Source organism: Parageobacillus sp. VR-IP (assembly GCF_013357975.1).
GTDB classification, from domain to species: Bacteria; Bacillota; Bacilli; order Bacillales; family Anoxybacillaceae; genus Saccharococcus; species Saccharococcus caldoxylosilyticus.
Genome location: NZ_JABVYQ010000001.1, coordinates 1,029,187 through 1,046,380, shown reverse-complemented (window position 1 = coordinate 1,046,380; position 17,194 = coordinate 1,029,187). Strand labels below are relative to the sequence as shown.

Here is a 17,194-nt window from a genome sequence, read left to right as displayed (position 1 = left end):
CGCCGCCGGAGAAACAGAAAATCCGAAAGAAAGCATTCCCCGTGCCATTCGCCGGGTGTTTTGGCGCATTTTGCTGTTTTACGTGCTGGCGATTTTGGCCATCGGTTTGTTAATCCCTTATACAGATGATAAGCTTGCTAATGACGACGTGTCGGTAAGTCCATTTACGCTTGTGTTTGACAAAGCAGGAATTGCCTTTGCCGCATCCGTCATGAATGCAGTCATTTTAACCGCCGTATTATCCGCAGGCAACTCCGGCATGTACGCATCGACCCGCATGCTTTGGGACTTGGCCCGCGAAGGAAAGGCGCCGAGATTTTTAGCGAAATTGGATAAGCGCGGCGTGCCCGTCAATGCACTTATCGTTACTTCTTCTTTAGGAACGCTTGCGTTTTTAGCTTCATTCTTTGGCGATGGAGTGGTATATACATGGTTGCTGAACGCTTCCGGCATGTCGGGATTTATCGCCTGGCTTGGCATCGCCATCAGCCATTACCGCTTCCGCAAAGCGTATGTGGCGCAAGGGAAAAGTCTTGATGATTTACCGTATAAAGCGAAATGGTTTCCGTTTGGTCCGATCTTTGCCTTTGTTCTTTGCTCCATCGTCATTTTAGGGCAAAACTACCCAGCGTTCATAGGCGGAACGATCGACTGGTACGGAGTGCTTGTTTCCTATATCGGGTTGCCTCTTTTCCTTATCATCTGGCTTGGCTATAAGTTCGTGAAAAAAACAAAAGTCATTCCATTGAATGAGTGCGATTTGGAACAAAAATAAGGACTTGGCATGCAGCACCAAGTCCTTATTTTTGTATTTTTTGTTCCTCGTCGTCAATGATTCCTTTTGTCGCGTTTTTAAATTCCCGCAACGTTTTTCCCGCCGCTTGTCCCAATTCCGGCAATTTTTTCGGTCCAAAAATCAACAACGCGAAGAAAACGATAAGGGCAATTTCGCCAAACCCGATGTTCATTTGATTCACTCCATATGTTGAGTTATTTTTTTTCATTATATCATACAAACAAGAAACGTGCCATCCGCATGTACGACTACGATTATCCTTCTTGCAAAAGGCGAACCGGTACTTCCATTTCTTCCTCCGGTTTGTTCTTGAGATAAATACGCGCCGTTTTCCGTTCTTCATCCACGTGTTGAATCATTACTTGCCGGCCTTCGTATGTGACTGGTACAATTTTTCCTGACTCCGCGATTTGTTTTGCACGCACCATTTCCATTACAAATGTTTCCTCCCTTCCTCATCTGTTTTGTCGCTATCTTCCGCTAACGCGCGCAAACTTTTCCAGAATAACTCGTCGTTGCATACGGGACGGACAATTTGTTCTATCTCCCCTTCGTCCCCTTTCGCGTTGATGACTTGTAAAAGCTGGGTCATATCAGTAGTTTCCCGTTCTTCCCTATCGATCATGCGCTTGCCACACCTTTCCAAATGAATAATCAACTATTGACCCCTTAAAAAAGAAGGAGTATGATTCGAATTGATGTAAATAAGAAGGGAGGAAGACACTATGAGTGAGCGGGATTATTATTTTGACAACGCAAAATGCATATTAATGCTCCTCGTTGTGTTCGGTCACTTTCTCCGCCCATATATCGACAATGTGCTATGGGTGCATAGCTTATACGTTTGGATTTTCTTTTTCCATATGCCAGCGTTCATCTTTATTTCCGGCTATTTCGCAAAGAAGTTTCATCAACAAGGATATTTTAAAAAAATTACGAAAAAGTTGCTTGTTCCCTATCTTATTTTTCAACTGCTCTACTCTATTTATTATTTCTTCTTATATGAAGAAGATTCGCTCGAATTTGATTTGTTAACTCCTCATTGGGGGTTATGGTTTTTGATCAGCTTGTTCAGCTGGAACGTGCTGTTATGGGTATTTGCCAAAATGCCAAAATCGATATCGCTGTCACTTGCCCTTCTTTTAGGGGTCGGAGCCGGAATGCTTGATGCGGAAAAATGGCTGAGCCTATCGCGTACATTTACGTTTTTCCCGTTCTTTTTGCTAGGATTTTTTCTGGAAAAAAGCGAGATTGAGCGCTTATTTACATGGCGCATTCGCTTATTTTCCATTGTTGCACTCATCACCATGTTCGTTCTGATTCATTTTGGTTTTCCGGATTTGCCACAGGAATGGCTGTACGGCTCTAAATCATATGATACACTTGGCGTTCCCGAAAAGGTTGGTGTTGCCGGACGTCTCATGATTTATGGAGCAAGCACACTAATGATGATCAGTTTTCTCGCTCTGATCCCAAACCAGCGTTATTCGTTTTCCGTGTTCGGGCAAAGAACGTTTTATATTTATATATTGCACGGGTTTATTTTAAAATATTTGCACGAGACAAAGTTTCCGAATTTTATCATGAGCGTTCACGGCTATCCGCTGCTGTTAGGATTGTCGTTTCTCGTCGTGTTCCTTCTTGGAAGCAAACCGATCGTACAAATCACACAACCGCTTTTAGAGCTGCGTTTGCCAAAAAGAAAACAAGCCGTTTCTTAGGCAGCAAAAAAAGTGCCCTTACTTTTGGGCACCCTTTTTGCTTAAATGCACTGCTTGGGCCAGCTGTCTGGCAGCCACCTCCGGAGATGGGGCAGAAGCGATGGCGCTGATCACAGAAACACCGTCCGCCCCTGCCGCAATGACCTCGCCGACATTGTCCGCCGTAATGCCCCCAATAGCAACCAGCGGAATGGCGATGCCATGGCGGCGCAGCAAACGGATGATCCCCGGTCCTTGCGCTTTTTTCGCATCTTCCTTCGATTTCGTCGGATAGATGGGACCGACGCCGATATAATCGGCGCCAGCGGCGACTGCCGCTAGCGCTTCTTGCAAATTATGCGCGGAAACGCCAAGAATTTTATCACCAATTTTTTCACGGACGATGCGCGCGTCTCCATCCTCCTGCCCGATATGCACTCCATCTGCGTCGAGAGCGAGGGCTAGTTCGACATCGTCATTGACGATAAACGGAATGCCATGCTCTTGGCAAATGTGCTGCAATTGCTTGGCGAGCTCATACTTTTGTTCGCCAACTAGCGCACCGCTTCCTTTTTCTCGGAATTGAAAAAGCGTAATGCCGCCTGCAATCGCTTCCGCTAATATTTCTGCCGGCGGTTTGGCACAGTTTACGCTTCCCATGATAAAATATACTTCCAATTGTTCCTTCATTGCCTCACTTGCTATTCGCGCCACCTTTACTCACCTACCGCACCGTTTTTTTCCCGGTACGCCCAATGGTTCGTCGGACCGTGACCATGGCCGATGCCTAACGTATGGCTAATAGCGGCTTGAATGAACGATTTCGCCGTCTGCACCGCTTCCTGCACCGTTTTTCCTTTGGCAAGCTCGGCCGTGATCGCCGCGGCAAACGTGCAGCCTGTTCCATGCGTATGCTTCGTCTCAATCCGTTTACCCGTAAAATAGGAAAACTCGCGGCCATTGTATAACAAATCGACCGTTTCCTCTCCATCATCGTCGTGGCCGCCTTTGATCACCACATATCGGGCTCCCATTTCATAAAGGCGGCGTGCCGCTTCCCTACGGTCATCCATCGTGCGGATCATAAGACCGGTTAATGCTTCTGCTTCCGGAATATTTGGCGTGACGACCATCGCAAGCGGCAACAAATAGGTTTTCAGCGCATTTACCGCCTCTTCTTGCAGCAGTGGTGCGCCGCCTTTGGCGATCATAACCGGGTCGACAACGAGGCGATCCCAGTCAAACTGTTTCACTTTCGCAGCGACCACTTCAATAATTTCAGCGCTAAAAAGCATTCCTGTTTTCACCGCGTCTGCTCCTAAATCCGTCGCGACCGATTCGATTTGCTTTGCGACCGCTTCCGGCGACAGCGGGTATACTCCCTGCACGCCAAGCGTATTTTGCGCCGTTACCGCAGTGAGGGCGGACATGCCAAATACGCCTAATTCTTGAAATGTTTTTAAATCGGCCTGAATCCCGGCGCCGCCGCCGCTGTCAGAACCAGCAATTGTCAATGCTTTATATACCATGATTTTCTCCCTTCTTTACCCTTTTTGTTCGATGCGGCCGTATCGGCCAATCTCCTCCGCTCCGATGCGGGAAAGCGCGTTTAAAAAGGCGATTTGGAAGCTTCCAAGCCCCTGTTCTCCCGCTTCGCCCGCCGCGATTTCGGCGGCGACACCATAGCTGACAAGCGCGGCCGCCGCTGCTTTCAGCACATCTTGTTCCACCGCGGCAAAAGCGCCGATCACAGAGGTCAATAAACAGCCCGTTCCTGTTACTTTCGTGAGCAGCGGATGTCCGTTATGGATAACGTACGTTGTCTTGCCGTCTGTGACAACATCGTCTTTTCCTGTGATCGCAACAACCGTTTGCAGCAGCGCCGCCGCTTTTTCCGCCAAAGCGACGACATCGCCGCTTCCTTCTCCGGCGTCGACCCCTTTAATCTTCCACGTTTCCCCAATGACATTGGCGATTTCCGCGGCATTGCCGCGAATAACGGACAGTTTGACCGCAGCGGCAATGTTGCGCGCCGTCTCCGTGCGGTATGGCGTCGCCCCAGCGCCGACCGGATCGAAAACAACCGGAACGCCGGCTTCATTCGCCGCTTTTCCGGCAATCAACATCGCTTCCACTTCTTCTGGATGCAGTGTTCCGATATTTAAGACAAGCGCCCCGGCTATTTTGGCCATATCGGCCACTTCCTCTTTGGCGTATGCCATCACCGGTGAGGCGCCAAGCGCCAGCAAGCCGTTGGCGGCAAAATTCGTGACGACAACATTGGTGATGTTATGTACAAGTGGATTAGCTTGTCTCACCTTTTGCAGCACGCTTGCCGCTTCCTGATTATTCACCATTCCCATCTCTCCTTGTTTTGTGAAAATAAAAAACACTTTGCGCGCAAGCAAAGTGTATAAGCGGCTCCATCCTCACTTTTCCTGCGCTGGCATTACCCAAACAGGTTCAAACGGTCAACGGCGGAATATAGCCGTACTCTCAGCCTGCTTCCGCAAGCTCCCGCATGCTATATCGTTGTTCATCAAACAGTCTACTCTTTCTTTTTTGATATTGCAAGCAAAAATGTTAGGATGGGCGATGAGGCGGAATTTCCTGCACTCCTGCCCCTTCAGGCAGGGAAGAAGACTGGTGCCAACGATGCGGTATTGGCAGATTAAATAAGTCTAAATCGACGATATAGCGGGGCCGCCGTTTTGTTTCTTTGTAAATTTTCCCAATATATTCGCCAATCAATCCAAAGGCGATGAGCTGCAGGCCGCCAAGCAGCCAAATCGAGGTGATCAGCGACGTCCATCCTGTTTGCGTGTGGCCGGTAAATTTTAAAATAAGAAAATAGACGCCGAATAGTAAGCTGACGAAAAAAGAAACAAAGCCGATAAGAGAAATCATGCGGATTGGCGTAATGCTGAACGATGTGATTCCGTCGAGGGCAAACGCGATCATTTTCTTCAGCGGATACTTTGTCGTTCCGGCAACCCGTTCCTTGCGGTCATAGTACACCGTTGTTGAACGGAAGCCAAGCAAAGGAACAATGCCGCGCAAAAACATGTTCACCTCTTCAAACCGCTCGAGCGCCTCGACCGCACGCCGGCTCATTAAACGATAATCAGCATGATTATAAACGAGGTCGACCCCCATCGCTTTCATTAATTTGTAAAAACCTTGCGCCGTATGTCGTTTAAAAAACGTATCGGTATCGCGTCGCTTGCGCACCCCATACACAATTTCATAGCCTTCTTGAAATTTTTGGACAAAATCGCGAATGACCGCAATATCATCCTGCAAGTCGGCATCAATCGAAACGATGCAGTCCGAACGCGTTTTTGCGGCAAACATTCCCGCCAGCAATGCATTTTGATGGCCGGCATTGCGCGCCAGTTTCAGCCCCTTTACTTCCGGATAGCGCAAACTTGCTTTGTAAATGATGTCCCATGTCGCATCACGGCTCCCATCATCAACGAAAAGGAGCGTGCTGTCAGCCGAAATCAGCTTTTCCGCAATGAGCGCCTCCCGCAGCGCGCGGAGCTGGCGGATCGTTTCCGGCAACACTTCCTCTTCATTATAACAAGGCACGACAATCGTAAGCATCGGCTCACCCATTGGATTTCCCTCCTTATGGCATCGCTTTGTACAAATAAATCTTCCATGCCGACTCTTTCGAATGAAACACTTTTTCGAGCGCCAACTTATTTTGTTTGGCGTTTTTAATCGGCAGTGCCGAAAAAATGTAGCGGCCGCCCATTTGATAGAACACATCGGTGTTGAGATCTAAATGTTTAATCGTTCGTTTCGAATTCTTTTTAAACATATAATGTTTTCCCAGTTCATCGACAAAAATATAGCAGCGTCCGCCCCACTCATCGAAGTACTCGCGCAACTTTTTGTTTTTCGCGAGTTCGTTGGCGATGATTTGGCGGAACTGATGCTTATAGGAAAGCGGATAAAAATTGTTATACGTATCGAGCGTATAAAACCCGTTATATTGCGCAATCGCCGGATGAATGCCAATGCTGGCGACGCGGTATGTATGAACAGGACGGCCAATATACTCTTTTATTTCTTGAAACTGCTTTTCCGCATAAAACTCACGAAACGACGGCTTATGGCGATGGGCAATTTCTTCATTAAATGCAGTGAGCACCACCAACTGAGCGGCGATGGCGGCAAAACATAGCCTTTTCCACGCTTGTCCTTGCTGCCACAAAATTTTTAATGAGACAGCAAACAACACGTAAATAACCATCGGCCGCAAAAAGTGATAGCGGGCGAAATTAAATTTATCCAACAAGTCGAAGCGTTCTGTCAGCGGAGCCCAGCCTTTGTAAAACCAAAACGCATACCAGGTGGACAGCGCGAAATTGAGCACGTGCAAAAAGATAAATAATTTTTCCCGCCGCCATATTTTTTTCTTCCAGACGATATATAACGCAACTAGCGTCACCGGCAGAATGACAAGACCATGCACCGTCATCACATGCGTGTGGCCGAGAATATAGTTTTTGAAAATTAAGCGGATCACCCGCCAAAGCGGCAAACGGGCATGGAAGTATTCATCACGGCTCGTCGGTTCATCGGAAAATAACAGCGAATGAACGAGACGGTAATCAATCGCCAAATAAAGCAGCGTCATATAGACGATTGCCAAGAAAAAGCGCCAGTTCCAACCTCTTCCGCGGAGGACATCGACAAGCCACCATATGCCTAGCGCGCTTAAGAAAAAGAAAAAGCCAAGCACAAAGCTCGAATAAAACGGCAATAACGTAAGCACGGCATAATTTATCCATGAGCGCTCGCCGTTGCGGATATTGAGAAACGCCCATAGCGCGAGCGGCATGCCAAGTGTACTCAGCATCCCCGACGGCCAAAACGGCGTCAGCGCAAACGCAAGCGATGCTCCAACGCGGACCCATCCCCACTTTTCTCCAGGCATCACATGCTTTCTCAGTAACAAATACATGCCGATAAACGCAAAGACGCGGGTAATCGCCTGGCTTAAGCCATAGGCGTAAATCGAGGGAAACAGCGCATGAAGCCAAACGATCCCGCTAAACTCTGTACCGAACGCGTTGCGCGGCAGACCGTTAATGATTTGCGGGATGACCGCATGGACCGAGCCAAACAGTTCCCCGCTTCTAGTGACAACTTTGTACCATGCAATGTTCGAATCTAAATTATCGTGGACTCGCATATGCGCATCCTCGCCGAGCAGAAAATACGGCGATACAAACAAAGCAATCGCAAGGAATGAGAAGAATAGGAGTCGCTTTTCTATTGTCGGCACCTCTTCCCCTCCTTTGTCTATCAGTATCTTCCTTTATTTTCTAACAAAAGTGGAAAAATATTCATCTCTTTTGTGCAACAAAAAAAGACCATCCCAAAAAGCAACGGATCGTTGCTTTCTGGAAACGGCCTTTTCCCTTTTCATCGGCGCTTACGCAAACAAAGCGGCAGGATTTTTCAAAAACATTTGCTCTAGCTGTTCCTCTGTCACTCCTTCTTTCGTTAAAATTGGAATAATATGTTCAAATACATGTTCGACATGCCAGTTTTTCGTCATCGTCGCAAATGGCTCTGGCAGCTGCAGCGGACGGCCGAGCCAAATATTGACGGTATCATGAGCGAGCATAATCTTATCAGCAAAGCCTTCGCGAAGCAGCACGAGCAACGTGCGGATCCGTTCTTCATCCGTCGGGGCACCGACCATACCTTGAAGGCCAAAGCGGTCAAAAGCGATGTACACTCCGTATTGCAGCGTCTTTTTATGGTATTCCGGATCGGTGTTTCCGCACATATGGCCGATGACAATCTTTTGCGGAACGGCACCGTGCTCGAGCAAGTATGCGGCCTGTTCCGGCCCCATCGTTCCTTCCTGCGTATGGGTGATAATCACGATTCCTGTTTCTTTTTGCACGCGGGCCGCGGCGCGGAAAAACATTTTTTCATATTCGGTGATCCGGTTTTTGCTTGATGCCAGTTTGATGACGCCTGGTTTAATGCCGGTGCCGGCAATGCCGTTTGTAATTTCCGCCATAAACATGTCATATATTTCTTCTTCCGCCGTACCGAGCAGCCGGCGAAACTTAAAATACGGCGTTGCCCCTTCGCCTTCGTAATAATATCCAGTTGCACAGATAATGTTCAGCCCGGTCGCTTCGGAAATGCGGCGGAGCAGCTCCGGATTGCGGCCGCAGTCATTCGGCGTCGGATCGACAACGGTTTGGATGCCATGGGCCATCATTTTTTGCGCGACGGCAATTCCCGTCTCGAGCGCTTCCTCAAAGCGGAGCGGTCCGAGCGTCACATCACCTTGAAACCCGGGATACCCAAAGACAAAATGCTCATGGATCAGCGTTTTGCCAAGCTCGCTCGCCGGCACAGGGCCGCAAACGGTCTCCACCATTCCTTTTTTCATGCTTTCGCCCCTTTTTCTAATTTTTGATACTCCTCCTCTTGCAATTTCCGCCACAGTAATTTTCCGCTTGATGTCATCGGCAAAGACGAACGAAACTCGACAAGGCGCGGATATTTATAGGCGGCCATTTGCGTTTTTGCCCATTTAATAATTTCCTCCTCTGTTATTTTGCCGACGTATTCGTCCTGAAGCACAATAAACGCCTTCACCGTCTCGCCGCGACGCGGATCAGGGACGCCGACAACGCACGCTTGCTGGACGGCCGGATGTTTATACAGAAGCGATTCAACCTCCGTCGGCCATACTTTATATCCGGACGCGTTGATCATCCGTTTGACACGGTCGACAATGAAGAAATATCCTTCCTCATCCATGCGGCCGATATCGCCAGTGCGGAAAAACCGCTTTCCGTCAAGTTCAATAAACGCTTCTTCCGTTTCTTTTTCGCGGCGGTAATAGCCTTTAAACACTTGCGGACCGTGCACGACGATTTCCCCGACTTCCCCGACGCCAAGCTCTTTTCCGGTCGCCGGGTCAATGATGCGCGCATCGACATCAAAGGACGGCACCCCTAAGCATTGCAGCTTTGGGCGGTCCGGCGGGTTGAAGTGCGTATGGGAAATCGTTTCCGAAAGCCCATATCCTTCGAAATATCGCACCCCTGTCACCTGAAATAATTTTTCGCCAACAGCTTCCGGAAGCGGCGCGCCCCCACCAGAGATGCTCGTCAAAGAAGAAATGTCATATTTTGATAAGGAAGGATTGGATAGAAAATCAATCAGCATCGTGCTGATATTGACCCAGTGGCTGCATCCGTACAATTCGATTAAGCGCGCGGCGCTGTCGCGATTCCAGCGCGTCATCACCACCATGGCCGATCCCGCAAAAATCGGAAGATGCATGCTGTGAACCATTCCCGTCACATGAAAGAGAGGTAAGGTGACAAGGCAAACGGCATCGCTTGTTACGTTCGCCCAATGATAGGCGCTAATAATGCTGGCGTTGACCGTCCGGTGCGGATGAATGCATCCTTTTGGCACTCCCGTTGTTCCCGATGTATATGGAAGCACGGCAATATCGTCAACATGCCCTTGATATGGGTTTGGTGCAAGATTTGCTTCTAAACAATCGGCCCAATAGTAAACATGTTCATGGTCATACGCTTGCCGCGGCAATGCGACTTCATCCGGAAGCGCGACCAGCGAAGATTCGGAAATATAATCCGAATAAGCGGCGACGATGATATGCTCGAGCGGGGTTGTAGATAATAGCGGCTCCGCTTTGGCAAACAGCTCCTGCCCGACAATGCCGACTTTCGTTTCGCAATCTTTGACGTAAAACGAAAGTTCTTCGGACGTGTTCATCGGGTTAATCGGAACAACAATCGCTTCGGCACGCAAAATCGCATAGTAGGAAATGATAAACTGCGGGGAATTTTGCATGTATAAAAGCACTCGGTCTCCTGGCTGAACGGAAAGCTTTTGCTGCAGATAGCCGGCGAGCGTGTTGACTTGCTCCCATAATTGCTTGTAAGAATAAGAGGCGCCGTAATAATAGATAGCGGTTTTCTGAGGATAGCGCTTCGCTGTCGTTTCTAAATGATCGACGATCGTCGTTTCCGGAATGGTCAGCGTTTTGCTCAACCGTTTCGGCCAATACGGAAAATGGCGTTTGTTCATTGAATCCCCTCTCCTCCATCTATAAAATTTCAATAGAAAGCGGTTACAATCTCGTGCATTAGTAAAACAATATGCGCTCGCCTTTTCATCTATTGTCTCTATCATTTGCACTACTTATTAACTAACCAGTCAGTATGTCACGTGTATATATTTTCTTTCATGATACCGTATCTTTTTATAAATTTCAATAATATTTTGAATATTCATTTTATAAAAACTAAAAACTTGATAGAATGAAGATGTCAAAGATGAAATCTACTTTTTTAGGAAGGAACGATATGACATTTCGGTACGGTATTGATGCCCCGTTTTGGGTCGGAGCTTTGATTGTCGCCGGTTTCGTTTTTTCGCTTATTAGCATCACGGGATTGCCGCAGAGCATAGGCGATCTTATCTTTGGTTTATTCCTATTATGTATGGGACTATGGATGTTTTTCTACTCGACCGTCATCAAAATCAAGCATCGCTATGTCATTTTACGGCTTGCAGAAGTTCAAGCAGGGGAAGAAGTGCTCGATGTCGGCACAGAACGGGGACTTCTCGCCATTGCGGCGACCAAACTGGGATGCAATGTCACCGCGATTGACCATTGGTCACAGTGGGATATAAGCAGCAACGGAAGAGAAGCGTTTTTCAAAAACGTCGAAATCGAAAAAGCCCCTCTGATGGAGTTAATCGACGGAGATGCCCGCGAATTGCCATTTGCAGATGAGCGTTTTGACGCGGTGGTTTCCAACTTTGTCATTCACAACATTAAAGGCGCGAAAGGCAGAGAACAAGCTGTAAGGGAGATGTGGCGCGTTTTTCGCCCGAACGGAAGGCTGGTGACCAATATGCAGCGAGTATCGGAATACACCAAGATACTCACGCCTTTAGCCAACCGCATCGAGACGAGAAAAGTGTTTTACACGTTTCCGTTTTCAGAAATCGTGGTTACTTATATAAAAAATAGCACGGCTAAAAAGGACCAAATCGATTTCCCCGTCTGTTCCCCGTGTAAAAGCCCATTCGCTAACCGGGCGACAAAATAAAAGGCCGGCGCAATGCCGGCGTTATAGGAGTCGGCGCAACACTGGGACGCATTCCGACATCGAAGCGACGATGACATCGGCGTCGCCTTGTTTAGCCAGTCCATACGTATCGATAAAAATAGTGCGGCAGCCAAGCCGGCGCGCCGGGAGGATGTCATTTCCCAAATTGTCGCCGATACTGATCATCTCTTCATACTGGATATGATAACGATCCCGGATCGTTTGCAGATGGCTTGCTGTTTTGATCGGCTTGCCCGCTTGAAAAATCTTATAATGAAAAACATCAGCCAGTTTTAGTTTGTGCAAAATCGCTTCGCTGTCCGGTTCCGGGCTGTTTGTCATTAAAATGAGCACGGTACGGTTTTTCAGTTGCTCTAGCGTTTCAGCCAACCCGGGAACTCCGTTCATCGTAAAATCCGGCCCCATCATCCATTCTCTCGTTTCTAAAAACGCCGCATATGTATCTTCATTCGTTAAACCATAATGACGGCCGATCGAGCTTGGCACCCACCAAAAATCGCCGATGCTAAACAAGCGGTCAAGATCAATCGTCACCCGCTCCGGATATATTTTTTTCACCTCCTCCTCGTCCAGCTTTTTCCCATCCCAGCGGTATGCCTCGTTAACGATGCCGTTTTGCAAAAACAGAATAAGATCTTCTCCCGCGTCGTACACACTGCCGATGCGAAGCGGATGGCGGCCGGAAAGAACCGCGCGGTAATCTTCCCAAAAACGGTGTTGGTCTTCTTCGCGCAGCCGCTTGGCGACCTGTTCCGCATAATATTCAAAGTGATGGGTTTCTTCATACAATGTTCCGTCCAAATCAAAGACAATTGCTTTTACGTTTGTCCCGTCCATCTTGTTTCCCCTTTCTTTATCGTTGCGATCGGTTTATCATTTTTTCGGTTGCAGGAGCAACAATGCAATGCCGACGTACATTTTTGGTGCGGCATTTACACAAGCAAAGCAGTCAGTTATTGCGGCATGTTTATGCTGCGCCTTTTTATATTACAGAACGGCATAAGGGGATGCAAATGATGGAAACTATCATTCTCCTGAAACAAGAGACGGCAAGTTGAGACGAGATAGCTCGCCAAACCGCTGAATCACAATATCCGCCTCACGCAGCTCTTCATCGTTGGCAAAGCCAAAGCAGCAGCCAATCGACCAAATCCCATTGTCCTTCGCCGCCTCGATATCGGAACGCCGGTCCCCTACCATCACCGCTCTTTCCATCTCGTAATCATCCAGCAACTGCTTGACTAACGCGGATTTCGACGGCAGGGAAAACCGATCGAGGCTGTAAAAGTCGATAAAATAGCGCCCAAGCTGGAAGGCGGCCCGAATCGCGTCGAGATAACGGGAACGCCCGTTGCTTGCGACAAAAAGCGGTATTCCTTGATCGGCAAGGGCCGCAAGCGTCGGGAGCACGTCTGGGTATAATCGCCCGTTTCCTTGCTTGATTTCAGCAATGATATCATCCAAAAACCATGCGGCTGCTCGGCCGCGCACTGCTTCGTCCGCTTGCGGCATCAATTGGCGCCATACTTCTAAAACCGGAACGCCAAGAATCCGCAAATATTCCTCAACTGGCGTATCCCCTTGCCACAGCCCTTCGCGGCGCAGACGGCCAAACGTTTTATGCAGGGCAGGAACAAGAACGGTTTCCGTTTGAAACAGCGTGCCGTCCATATCAAAAATGACGGCAAACGGAATTTTGCCCATTGGGTTCCCTCCTTTTGAAACAACCGCAAAATCGAATCCATGATTTTGACAAAATGAGCTGGCGCGGATGCGTTTGCAGAAGGACAAACGCCAGCTCGCCATCTTTGTTCACCGTTCCCATATACAACGGCTCCATATTCATGATTACATCTAGCGGCAAATGGTTTTCTCCTTCATGCTGTTATATACGGGATGGGCATGGGATTGGCGGTTTGGAAGAGCAAGCCGTCCTTTGTGAACGAGGAAGGATCGATGCCGCCGAAAAACAAATATGGTTTGCCCTTTCTGTTTCATTACTGACCCCCATGCGATATTGGACGCCATCGGAGTGATTGGTACCAATTCATTGAATAATGATGGATCCGAAAAAGTTACTTTTACCGGCGCCTGTATTTCCGTTTCTTGGCTGTGGTTTTTCTTTCTTGCCATTGCCGGAAAAATGATTGGCTAGATTGTATAGAAAAGGAAAGTGGATGACGCGCATTCATCAGGTTTTCCGCTCTCATTATACGGGCGGTGGCAGCGGATCTGATCGTAATTTTGAAAAATACATTTGGTTGAAGTGGGGGGCTCCTTTGCTTTCTTCCTCTAGTTTATCGAACAGACGCCCACACCTTCTTGTCGCAGCGCTTCATATAACCGCTTCGCAAACAGCACCGCTTTCTTGCCGTCGCCGTGAATGCATACCGTTTCCGCTTCGATTGGAACGTCGATGCCTTGCAAAGAGCGGACGCGTTTTTCTTTCACCATCGTCAGCACTTGCTGGACCGCTTCCTGTTCATCGACAATCAACGCGCGCGGATCGCTGCGCGGTGTAAGCGATCCATCGTTCTGATACGTTCGGTCGGCGAACACCTCGTTTGCCGTGCGCAAGCCAAATTTCTTTCCAGCGCGAATCAGTTCGCTTCCGGCAAGTCCGTATAAGATTAAGGCCGGATCGACATCGTACACCGCTTTGGCGATCGCCTCAGCCAACGCCGCGTCCTTAGCCGCCATGTTGTAAAGCGCGCCGTGCGGCTTAACGTGCGACATCGTTCCTCCTTCCGCTTTTACAAATGCGGCGAGCGCCCCGATTTGATAAACGACATACGCATACGCTTCCCCTGGAGTGACTGCTATATTGCGCCGGCCAAATCCGAGCAAGTCCGGAAACCCCGGGTGAGCGCCGATCGCCACTTTCCGTTCCAACGCCATCTGCACCGTTTTTCGCATCACAAGCGGATCGCCGGCATGAAAGCCGCAAGCGACATTGACCGAAGTGACATATTGCAAAATCTCTTTTTCTTCGCCAAGACGATAAATGCCAAAACTTTCGCCGAAATCGCAATTTAAATCAATGCGCATAACCCATTTCCCTCCATTTTTGCTGAATGATGATTTTCCATCTTTTTAGTTGCCGCTCCCGTTCAACATATAACCGCTGTGCTTCTTGCCACGATACTTTTTGAAATTGAATGAGATCACCTGGCCGCGCCTGCGCTAAGACCGGCAAATCCGCCGCAATGACTTGGGCAATCCGTGGATACCCGCCTGTCGTTTGGCAATCGGCCATCAATACAATCGGCTGGCCGGATGCGGGCACTTGCACTGTTCCAAACGCAACCGCTTCCGAAATCATCTCGGTATTATCTTTTCGCTTAAGCACTTGTCCTTGCAGACGGTAGCCCATGCGGTCCGACTGGGGCGTTACTTCATAAGCGTGAGAAAAAAATTGTGCGCGGCTTTCGGCAGTAAACATGCTGTACTCCGGTCCTGCTGCGGCACGAATTACTTTTTTCTTTCCATCTATGTAATTTCTGGCGGAAAAGGCGGTGCCCCAGCGGATTGGAATGTTTGGCACAGCCATCGCCCGCGAACGCAGCGATAATATATCGCCTTTTTGCAACGGTTTTCCATGTAAGCCGCCAATTGCTGCTTGCACATATGTCGAACGGCTGTTCATCACGAGCGGAAGGTCCAATCCGCCGGCAAACGCGATATAGCCGCGATATCCCTTTTGACACGCTCCGATAGCCAGCACATCGCCGCGCCGCACGGTGAGCGGCCTCCACATCGATACAGGCCGTTCGTTTAACGTACAGACAAATTCCCCTCCGCAAATGGCGATGACGGCGTCTGTTGCAAAACGCAGCGTTGGGCCGTTCATCGTTATTTCCAACACCGCTTCGTTCTCATCATTGCCAACGAGAAGATTGGCAAGGCGGCTGGCCAGCGAATCCATCGCTCCGCCGGCCGGCACCCCGGCTTTGCGGTAGCCGACGCGTCCTTGATCTTGCACGGTTGTAAAAAATCCGCTATGGATGATTTCAATCATGCTGATCGCTCCACATTCGATATTCGTCTTCGGTAATCGGACGGAATTGCACTATATCCCCCGCTCTAAGCAGACTCGGCTCGTCATGCTCCGGGCGGAATAAAGCAAGCGGCGTTCTTCCGATGATTTGCCATCCGCCCGGCGTCGCCAACGGATACACCCCGGTCTGGCTGCCAGCAATCCCGACAGACCCGGCAGGAACGCGTGTCCTTGGTGTGGCGCGGCGCGGTGTCGCAATTTTAGGCGACAGTCCGCCTAAATAGGCAAAACCGGGAGAAAAGCCAATCATATAAACGCGATAGCGACCTTGCGCATGAATGGCAATGACTTCTTCTTCCGTCATCCCGTGAAAACGAGCTACTTCTTCTAAATCAGGACCAAACTCTCCACCGTAACAAACGGGAATGACAACGATTCGTGATGGCGGCGCTTCCACCTGTTCGACACGCTCGAGCTCTGTTCGAAGCCACTCGCACATTTCCTCGTAGTTTCCAACGACAGGCGGATCGTAATACACCGTCACCGAGGAAAATGTTGGGACAATATCAAAAATCCCATCCTTTTTCTGTTGTTCTAAAAAAACGGCGACACGATGAACGTAGTCATTCACTGCTTCATCTACTTTCGTGGAAAAACGAATCGTCACCGCATATTCACTTAACGGAAACATTGTATAATCCATTGTCATCCCTTCCTTGAAAAACCGAGCTGGGTGGAAATTTGCTGGGCAGCCTGCTTTAGCATTGGAACCATTCGTTCGATCGCTTCCGGTGAAAACCGATGTTCCGGGCCAGCGACACTTAATCCTGCCACCACTTTTCCTTCATGATTAAAAATCGGCACCGCAATCGCGGCTGAATAATCTTCTAATTCCGAATAACTGACCGTATATTGCCGCTTTCGGTCTTGTTCAAGCCTATCCCGCAATGTGTCCCGCTGGACAATCGTATTTTTTGCAATCTTCACCAACTGAACACGGTCGATGTAGCGCTGTTGTTCATCTCGTTCCATAAACGTAAGCAAGATGCGAGGACACGCCCCGGCGTATAACGGAGCACGCCGTCCCACTTTCGTATACACGCGCACCGGTTCCGATGTATCGACTTTCTCAATATAAATTGCTTCATCGCCGTCACGAATGACTAAATTGACTGCTTCCTTCGTGTCTTCTTTCAGCTGCTGCATAATCGGAAGCGCGATTTGCCGGAGATCTAGCCGCTCCGCAACAAGCATGCCAAACGACAAAAATGCTAAACCGAGCTGATAATAATCATTAGTTTTGTGTAAAAAACCGAGTTCTACTAACGATTGCGCCATCCTATAGACTGACGTTTTTGGCATTTGCAATAATTCGACCATTTCCTGCAGCGTAAGCCGCTCATGGTCAATGAACAGTTTTAATATTTCCATCGTTTTAACGACTGTTTTATTCATCTTGCTCTCCCTTTGTTCCATATAATGAAACATATATTCCATAAAATGAATCGTATATTCATTATAATAAAAATAAACAAAATTT

19 protein-coding genes, 1 pseudogene and 1 riboswitch are annotated in these 17,194 nt (G+C 48.6%); of the genes and pseudogenes, 4 read left to right on the top strand and 16 right to left on the bottom strand.

Annotation, left to right across the window (positions count from 1 at the left end):
* Window positions 1–775, top strand: a 775-nt coding sequence (locus HT574_RS05430; protein WP_175243735.1) for an amino acid permease, incomplete at its 5' end; no start/stop codon positions are given.
* Window positions 776–800: 25 nt separating this feature from the next.
* On the opposite strand, the gene HT574_RS05425 is transcribed toward HT574_RS05430, so the two are convergent.
* The 3 genes from HT574_RS05425 to HT574_RS05415 form a co-directional block, all read right to left on the bottom strand.
* Window positions 801–968 (bottom strand): twin-arginine translocase TatA/TatE family subunit, encoded by a 168-nt coding sequence (locus tag HT574_RS05425; RefSeq protein WP_017437465.1) that lies wholly within the window; start codon window positions 966–968, stop codon window positions 801–803.
* Between the two features lie 82 nt (window positions 969–1,050).
* A complete protein-coding gene (locus HT574_RS05420; RefSeq protein ID WP_175243734.1) occupies window positions 1,051–1,230 on the bottom strand; it encodes an H-type small acid-soluble spore protein in 180 nt (59 codons plus the stop codon).
* The gene (locus tag HT574_RS05415; protein WP_175243733.1) at window positions 1,230–1,421 is read right to left on the bottom strand and encodes a hypothetical protein; all 192 of its coding nucleotides are present in this window, start codon (window positions 1,419–1,421) and stop codon (window positions 1,230–1,232) included. The genes HT574_RS05420 and HT574_RS05415 overlap by 1 nt, the downstream gene beginning before the upstream one ends.
* A gap of 100 nt (window positions 1,422–1,521) precedes the next feature.
* Between HT574_RS05415 and HT574_RS05410 the strand changes: the two genes are divergently transcribed.
* A complete protein-coding gene (locus tag HT574_RS05410; protein ID WP_017437468.1) occupies window positions 1,522–2,517 on the top strand; it encodes an acyltransferase family protein in 996 nt (331 codons plus the stop codon).
* Between the two features lie 18 nt (window positions 2,518–2,535).
* Here the strand turns inward: HT574_RS05410 and thiE are convergent, their stop codons facing one another.
* From thiE to HT574_RS05375, 7 genes are all read right to left on the bottom strand, one after another.
* Window positions 2,536–3,210, bottom strand: coding sequence for a thiamine phosphate synthase (thiE, locus tag HT574_RS05405; RefSeq protein ID WP_175243732.1), 675 nt, complete (start codon window positions 3,208–3,210; stop codon window positions 2,536–2,538).
* Between the two features lie 2 nt (window positions 3,211–3,212).
* Complete coding sequence (thiD, locus tag HT574_RS05400; RefSeq protein WP_175243731.1) at window positions 3,213–4,025, bottom strand: bifunctional hydroxymethylpyrimidine kinase/phosphomethylpyrimidine kinase; 813 nt, start codon at window positions 4,023–4,025, stop codon at window positions 3,213–3,215.
* Between the two features lie 15 nt (window positions 4,026–4,040).
* Window positions 4,041–4,853: a hydroxyethylthiazole kinase gene (thiM, locus tag HT574_RS05395; protein ID WP_217499377.1), complete on the bottom strand. Its 813-nt coding sequence runs from the start codon at window positions 4,851–4,853 to the stop codon at window positions 4,041–4,043.
* Window positions 4,854–4,914: 61 nt separating this feature from the next.
* Window positions 4,915–5,027: riboswitch (TPP riboswitch) on the bottom strand.
* 52 nt (window positions 5,028–5,079) lie between these two features.
* Entirely contained in the window at window positions 5,080–6,114 is a 1,035-nt protein-coding gene (locus HT574_RS05390) for a glycosyltransferase family 2 protein (RefSeq protein ID WP_175243730.1), read from the bottom strand.
* A gap of 13 nt (window positions 6,115–6,127) precedes the next feature.
* Window positions 6,128–7,795 carry a DUF6044 family protein gene (locus tag HT574_RS05385; RefSeq protein ID WP_175243729.1) on the bottom strand — a complete coding sequence of 556 codons (1,668 nt, stop codon included), beginning with the start codon at window positions 7,793–7,795 and terminating at the stop codon, window positions 6,128–6,130.
* A gap of 150 nt (window positions 7,796–7,945) precedes the next feature.
* The gene (locus tag HT574_RS05380) at window positions 7,946–8,926 is read right to left on the bottom strand and encodes a phosphotriesterase family protein (RefSeq protein WP_175243728.1); all 981 of its coding nucleotides are present in this window, start codon (window positions 8,924–8,926) and stop codon (window positions 7,946–7,948) included.
* A complete protein-coding gene (locus HT574_RS05375) occupies window positions 8,923–10,605 on the bottom strand; it encodes a long-chain fatty acid--CoA ligase (RefSeq protein WP_175243727.1) in 1,683 nt (560 codons plus the stop codon). Before HT574_RS05375 ends, HT574_RS05380 begins: the two co-directional genes overlap by 4 nt.
* Window positions 10,606–10,883: 278 nt before the next feature.
* On the opposite strand from HT574_RS05375, the gene HT574_RS05370 reads away from it, so the two are divergent.
* Window positions 10,884–11,636 carry a class I SAM-dependent methyltransferase gene (locus tag HT574_RS05370; protein WP_254698574.1) on the top strand — a complete coding sequence of 251 codons (753 nt, stop codon included), beginning with the start codon at window positions 10,884–10,886 and terminating at the stop codon, window positions 11,634–11,636.
* Between the two features lie 21 nt (window positions 11,637–11,657).
* On the opposite strand, the gene HT574_RS05365 is transcribed toward HT574_RS05370, so the two are convergent.
* The gene (locus HT574_RS05365; RefSeq protein WP_175243726.1) at window positions 11,658–12,494 is read right to left on the bottom strand and encodes an HAD family hydrolase; all 837 of its coding nucleotides are present in this window, start codon (window positions 12,492–12,494) and stop codon (window positions 11,658–11,660) included.
* 189 nt (window positions 12,495–12,683) lie between these two features.
* Window positions 12,684–13,361: an HAD-IA family hydrolase gene (locus HT574_RS05360; RefSeq protein WP_175243725.1), complete on the bottom strand. Its 678-nt coding sequence runs from the start codon at window positions 13,359–13,361 to the stop codon at window positions 12,684–12,686.
* A gap of 168 nt (window positions 13,362–13,529) precedes the next feature.
* On the opposite strand from HT574_RS05360, the pseudogene HT574_RS20445 reads away from it, so the two are divergent.
* Window positions 13,530–13,809 (top strand): annotated as a pseudogene (locus HT574_RS20445) (LysE/ArgO family amino acid transporter); the annotation flags it as partial.
* A gap of 140 nt (window positions 13,810–13,949) precedes the next feature.
* On the opposite strand, the gene HT574_RS05355 reads toward HT574_RS20445, so the two are convergent.
* From HT574_RS05355 to HT574_RS05340, 4 genes are read right to left on the bottom strand one after another with little or no spacing between them, the layout of a single operon-like run.
* A complete protein-coding gene (locus HT574_RS05355) occupies window positions 13,950–14,705 on the bottom strand; it encodes a LamB/YcsF family protein (RefSeq protein WP_175243724.1) in 756 nt (251 codons plus the stop codon).
* Window positions 14,695–15,675, bottom strand: a complete 981-nt coding sequence (locus HT574_RS05350; RefSeq protein WP_175243723.1) for a 5-oxoprolinase subunit C family protein — start codon at window positions 15,673–15,675, stop codon at window positions 14,695–14,697. The genes HT574_RS05355 and HT574_RS05350 overlap by 11 nt, the downstream gene beginning before the upstream one ends.
* Window positions 15,668–16,357 (bottom strand): 5-oxoprolinase subunit PxpB, encoded by a 690-nt coding sequence (gene pxpB / locus HT574_RS05345; RefSeq protein ID WP_305798063.1) that lies wholly within the window; start codon window positions 16,355–16,357, stop codon window positions 15,668–15,670. Before pxpB ends, HT574_RS05350 begins: the two co-directional genes overlap by 8 nt.
* A 2-nt stretch (window positions 16,358–16,359) precedes the next feature.
* Window positions 16,360–17,109, bottom strand: coding sequence for an IclR family transcriptional regulator (locus tag HT574_RS05340; protein WP_175243721.1), 750 nt, complete (start codon window positions 17,107–17,109; stop codon window positions 16,360–16,362).
* Between the last annotated feature and the right edge of the window lie 85 nt (window positions 17,110–17,194).

Coding starts and splice junctions, on each gene's coding strand:
- HT574_RS05425 (WP_017437465.1), bottom strand. CDS start 968: ATGAACATCGGGTTTGGCGAAATTGCCCTTATCGTTTTCTTCGCGTTG.
- HT574_RS05420 (WP_175243734.1), bottom strand. CDS start 1,230: ATGGAAATGGTGCGTGCAAAACAAATCGCGGAGTCAGGAAAAATTGTA.
- HT574_RS05415 (WP_175243733.1), bottom strand. CDS start 1,421: ATGATCGATAGGGAAGAACGGGAAACTACTGATATGACCCAGCTTTTA.
- HT574_RS05410 (WP_017437468.1), top strand. CDS start 1,522: ATGAGTGAGCGGGATTATTATTTTGACAACGCAAAATGCATATTAATG.
- thiD (WP_175243731.1), bottom strand. CDS start 4,025: ATGGTATATAAAGCATTGACAATTGCTGGTTCTGACAGCGGCGGCGGC.
- thiM (WP_217499377.1), bottom strand. CDS start 4,853: ATGGTGAATAATCAGGAAGCGGCAAGCGTGCTGCAAAAGGTGAGACAA.
- HT574_RS05390 (WP_175243730.1), bottom strand. CDS start 6,114: ATGGGTGAGCCGATGCTTACGATTGTCGTGCCTTGTTATAATGAAGAG.
- HT574_RS05380 (WP_175243728.1), bottom strand. CDS start 8,926: ATGAAAAAAGGAATGGTGGAGACCGTTTGCGGCCCTGTGCCGGCGAGC.
- HT574_RS05375 (WP_175243727.1), bottom strand. CDS start 10,605: ATGAACAAACGCCATTTTCCGTATTGGCCGAAACGGTTGAGCAAAACG.
- HT574_RS05370 (WP_254698574.1), top strand. CDS start 10,884: ATGACATTTCGGTACGGTATTGATGCCCCGTTTTGGGTCGGAGCTTTG.
- HT574_RS05365 (WP_175243726.1), bottom strand. CDS start 12,494: ATGGACGGGACAAACGTAAAAGCAATTGTCTTTGATTTGGACGGAACA.
- HT574_RS05360 (WP_175243725.1), bottom strand. CDS start 13,361: ATGGGCAAAATTCCGTTTGCCGTCATTTTTGATATGGACGGCACGCTG.
- HT574_RS05355 (WP_175243724.1), bottom strand. CDS start 14,705: ATGCGCATTGATTTAAATTGCGATTTCGGCGAAAGTTTTGGCATTTAT.
- HT574_RS05350 (WP_175243723.1), bottom strand. CDS start 15,675: ATGATTGAAATCATCCATAGCGGATTTTTTACAACCGTGCAAGATCAA.
- pxpB (WP_305798063.1), bottom strand. CDS start 16,357: ATGGATTATACAATGTTTCCGTTAAGTGAATATGCGGTGACGATTCGT.
- HT574_RS05340 (WP_175243721.1), bottom strand. CDS start 17,109: ATGAATAAAACAGTCGTTAAAACGATGGAAATATTAAAACTGTTCATT.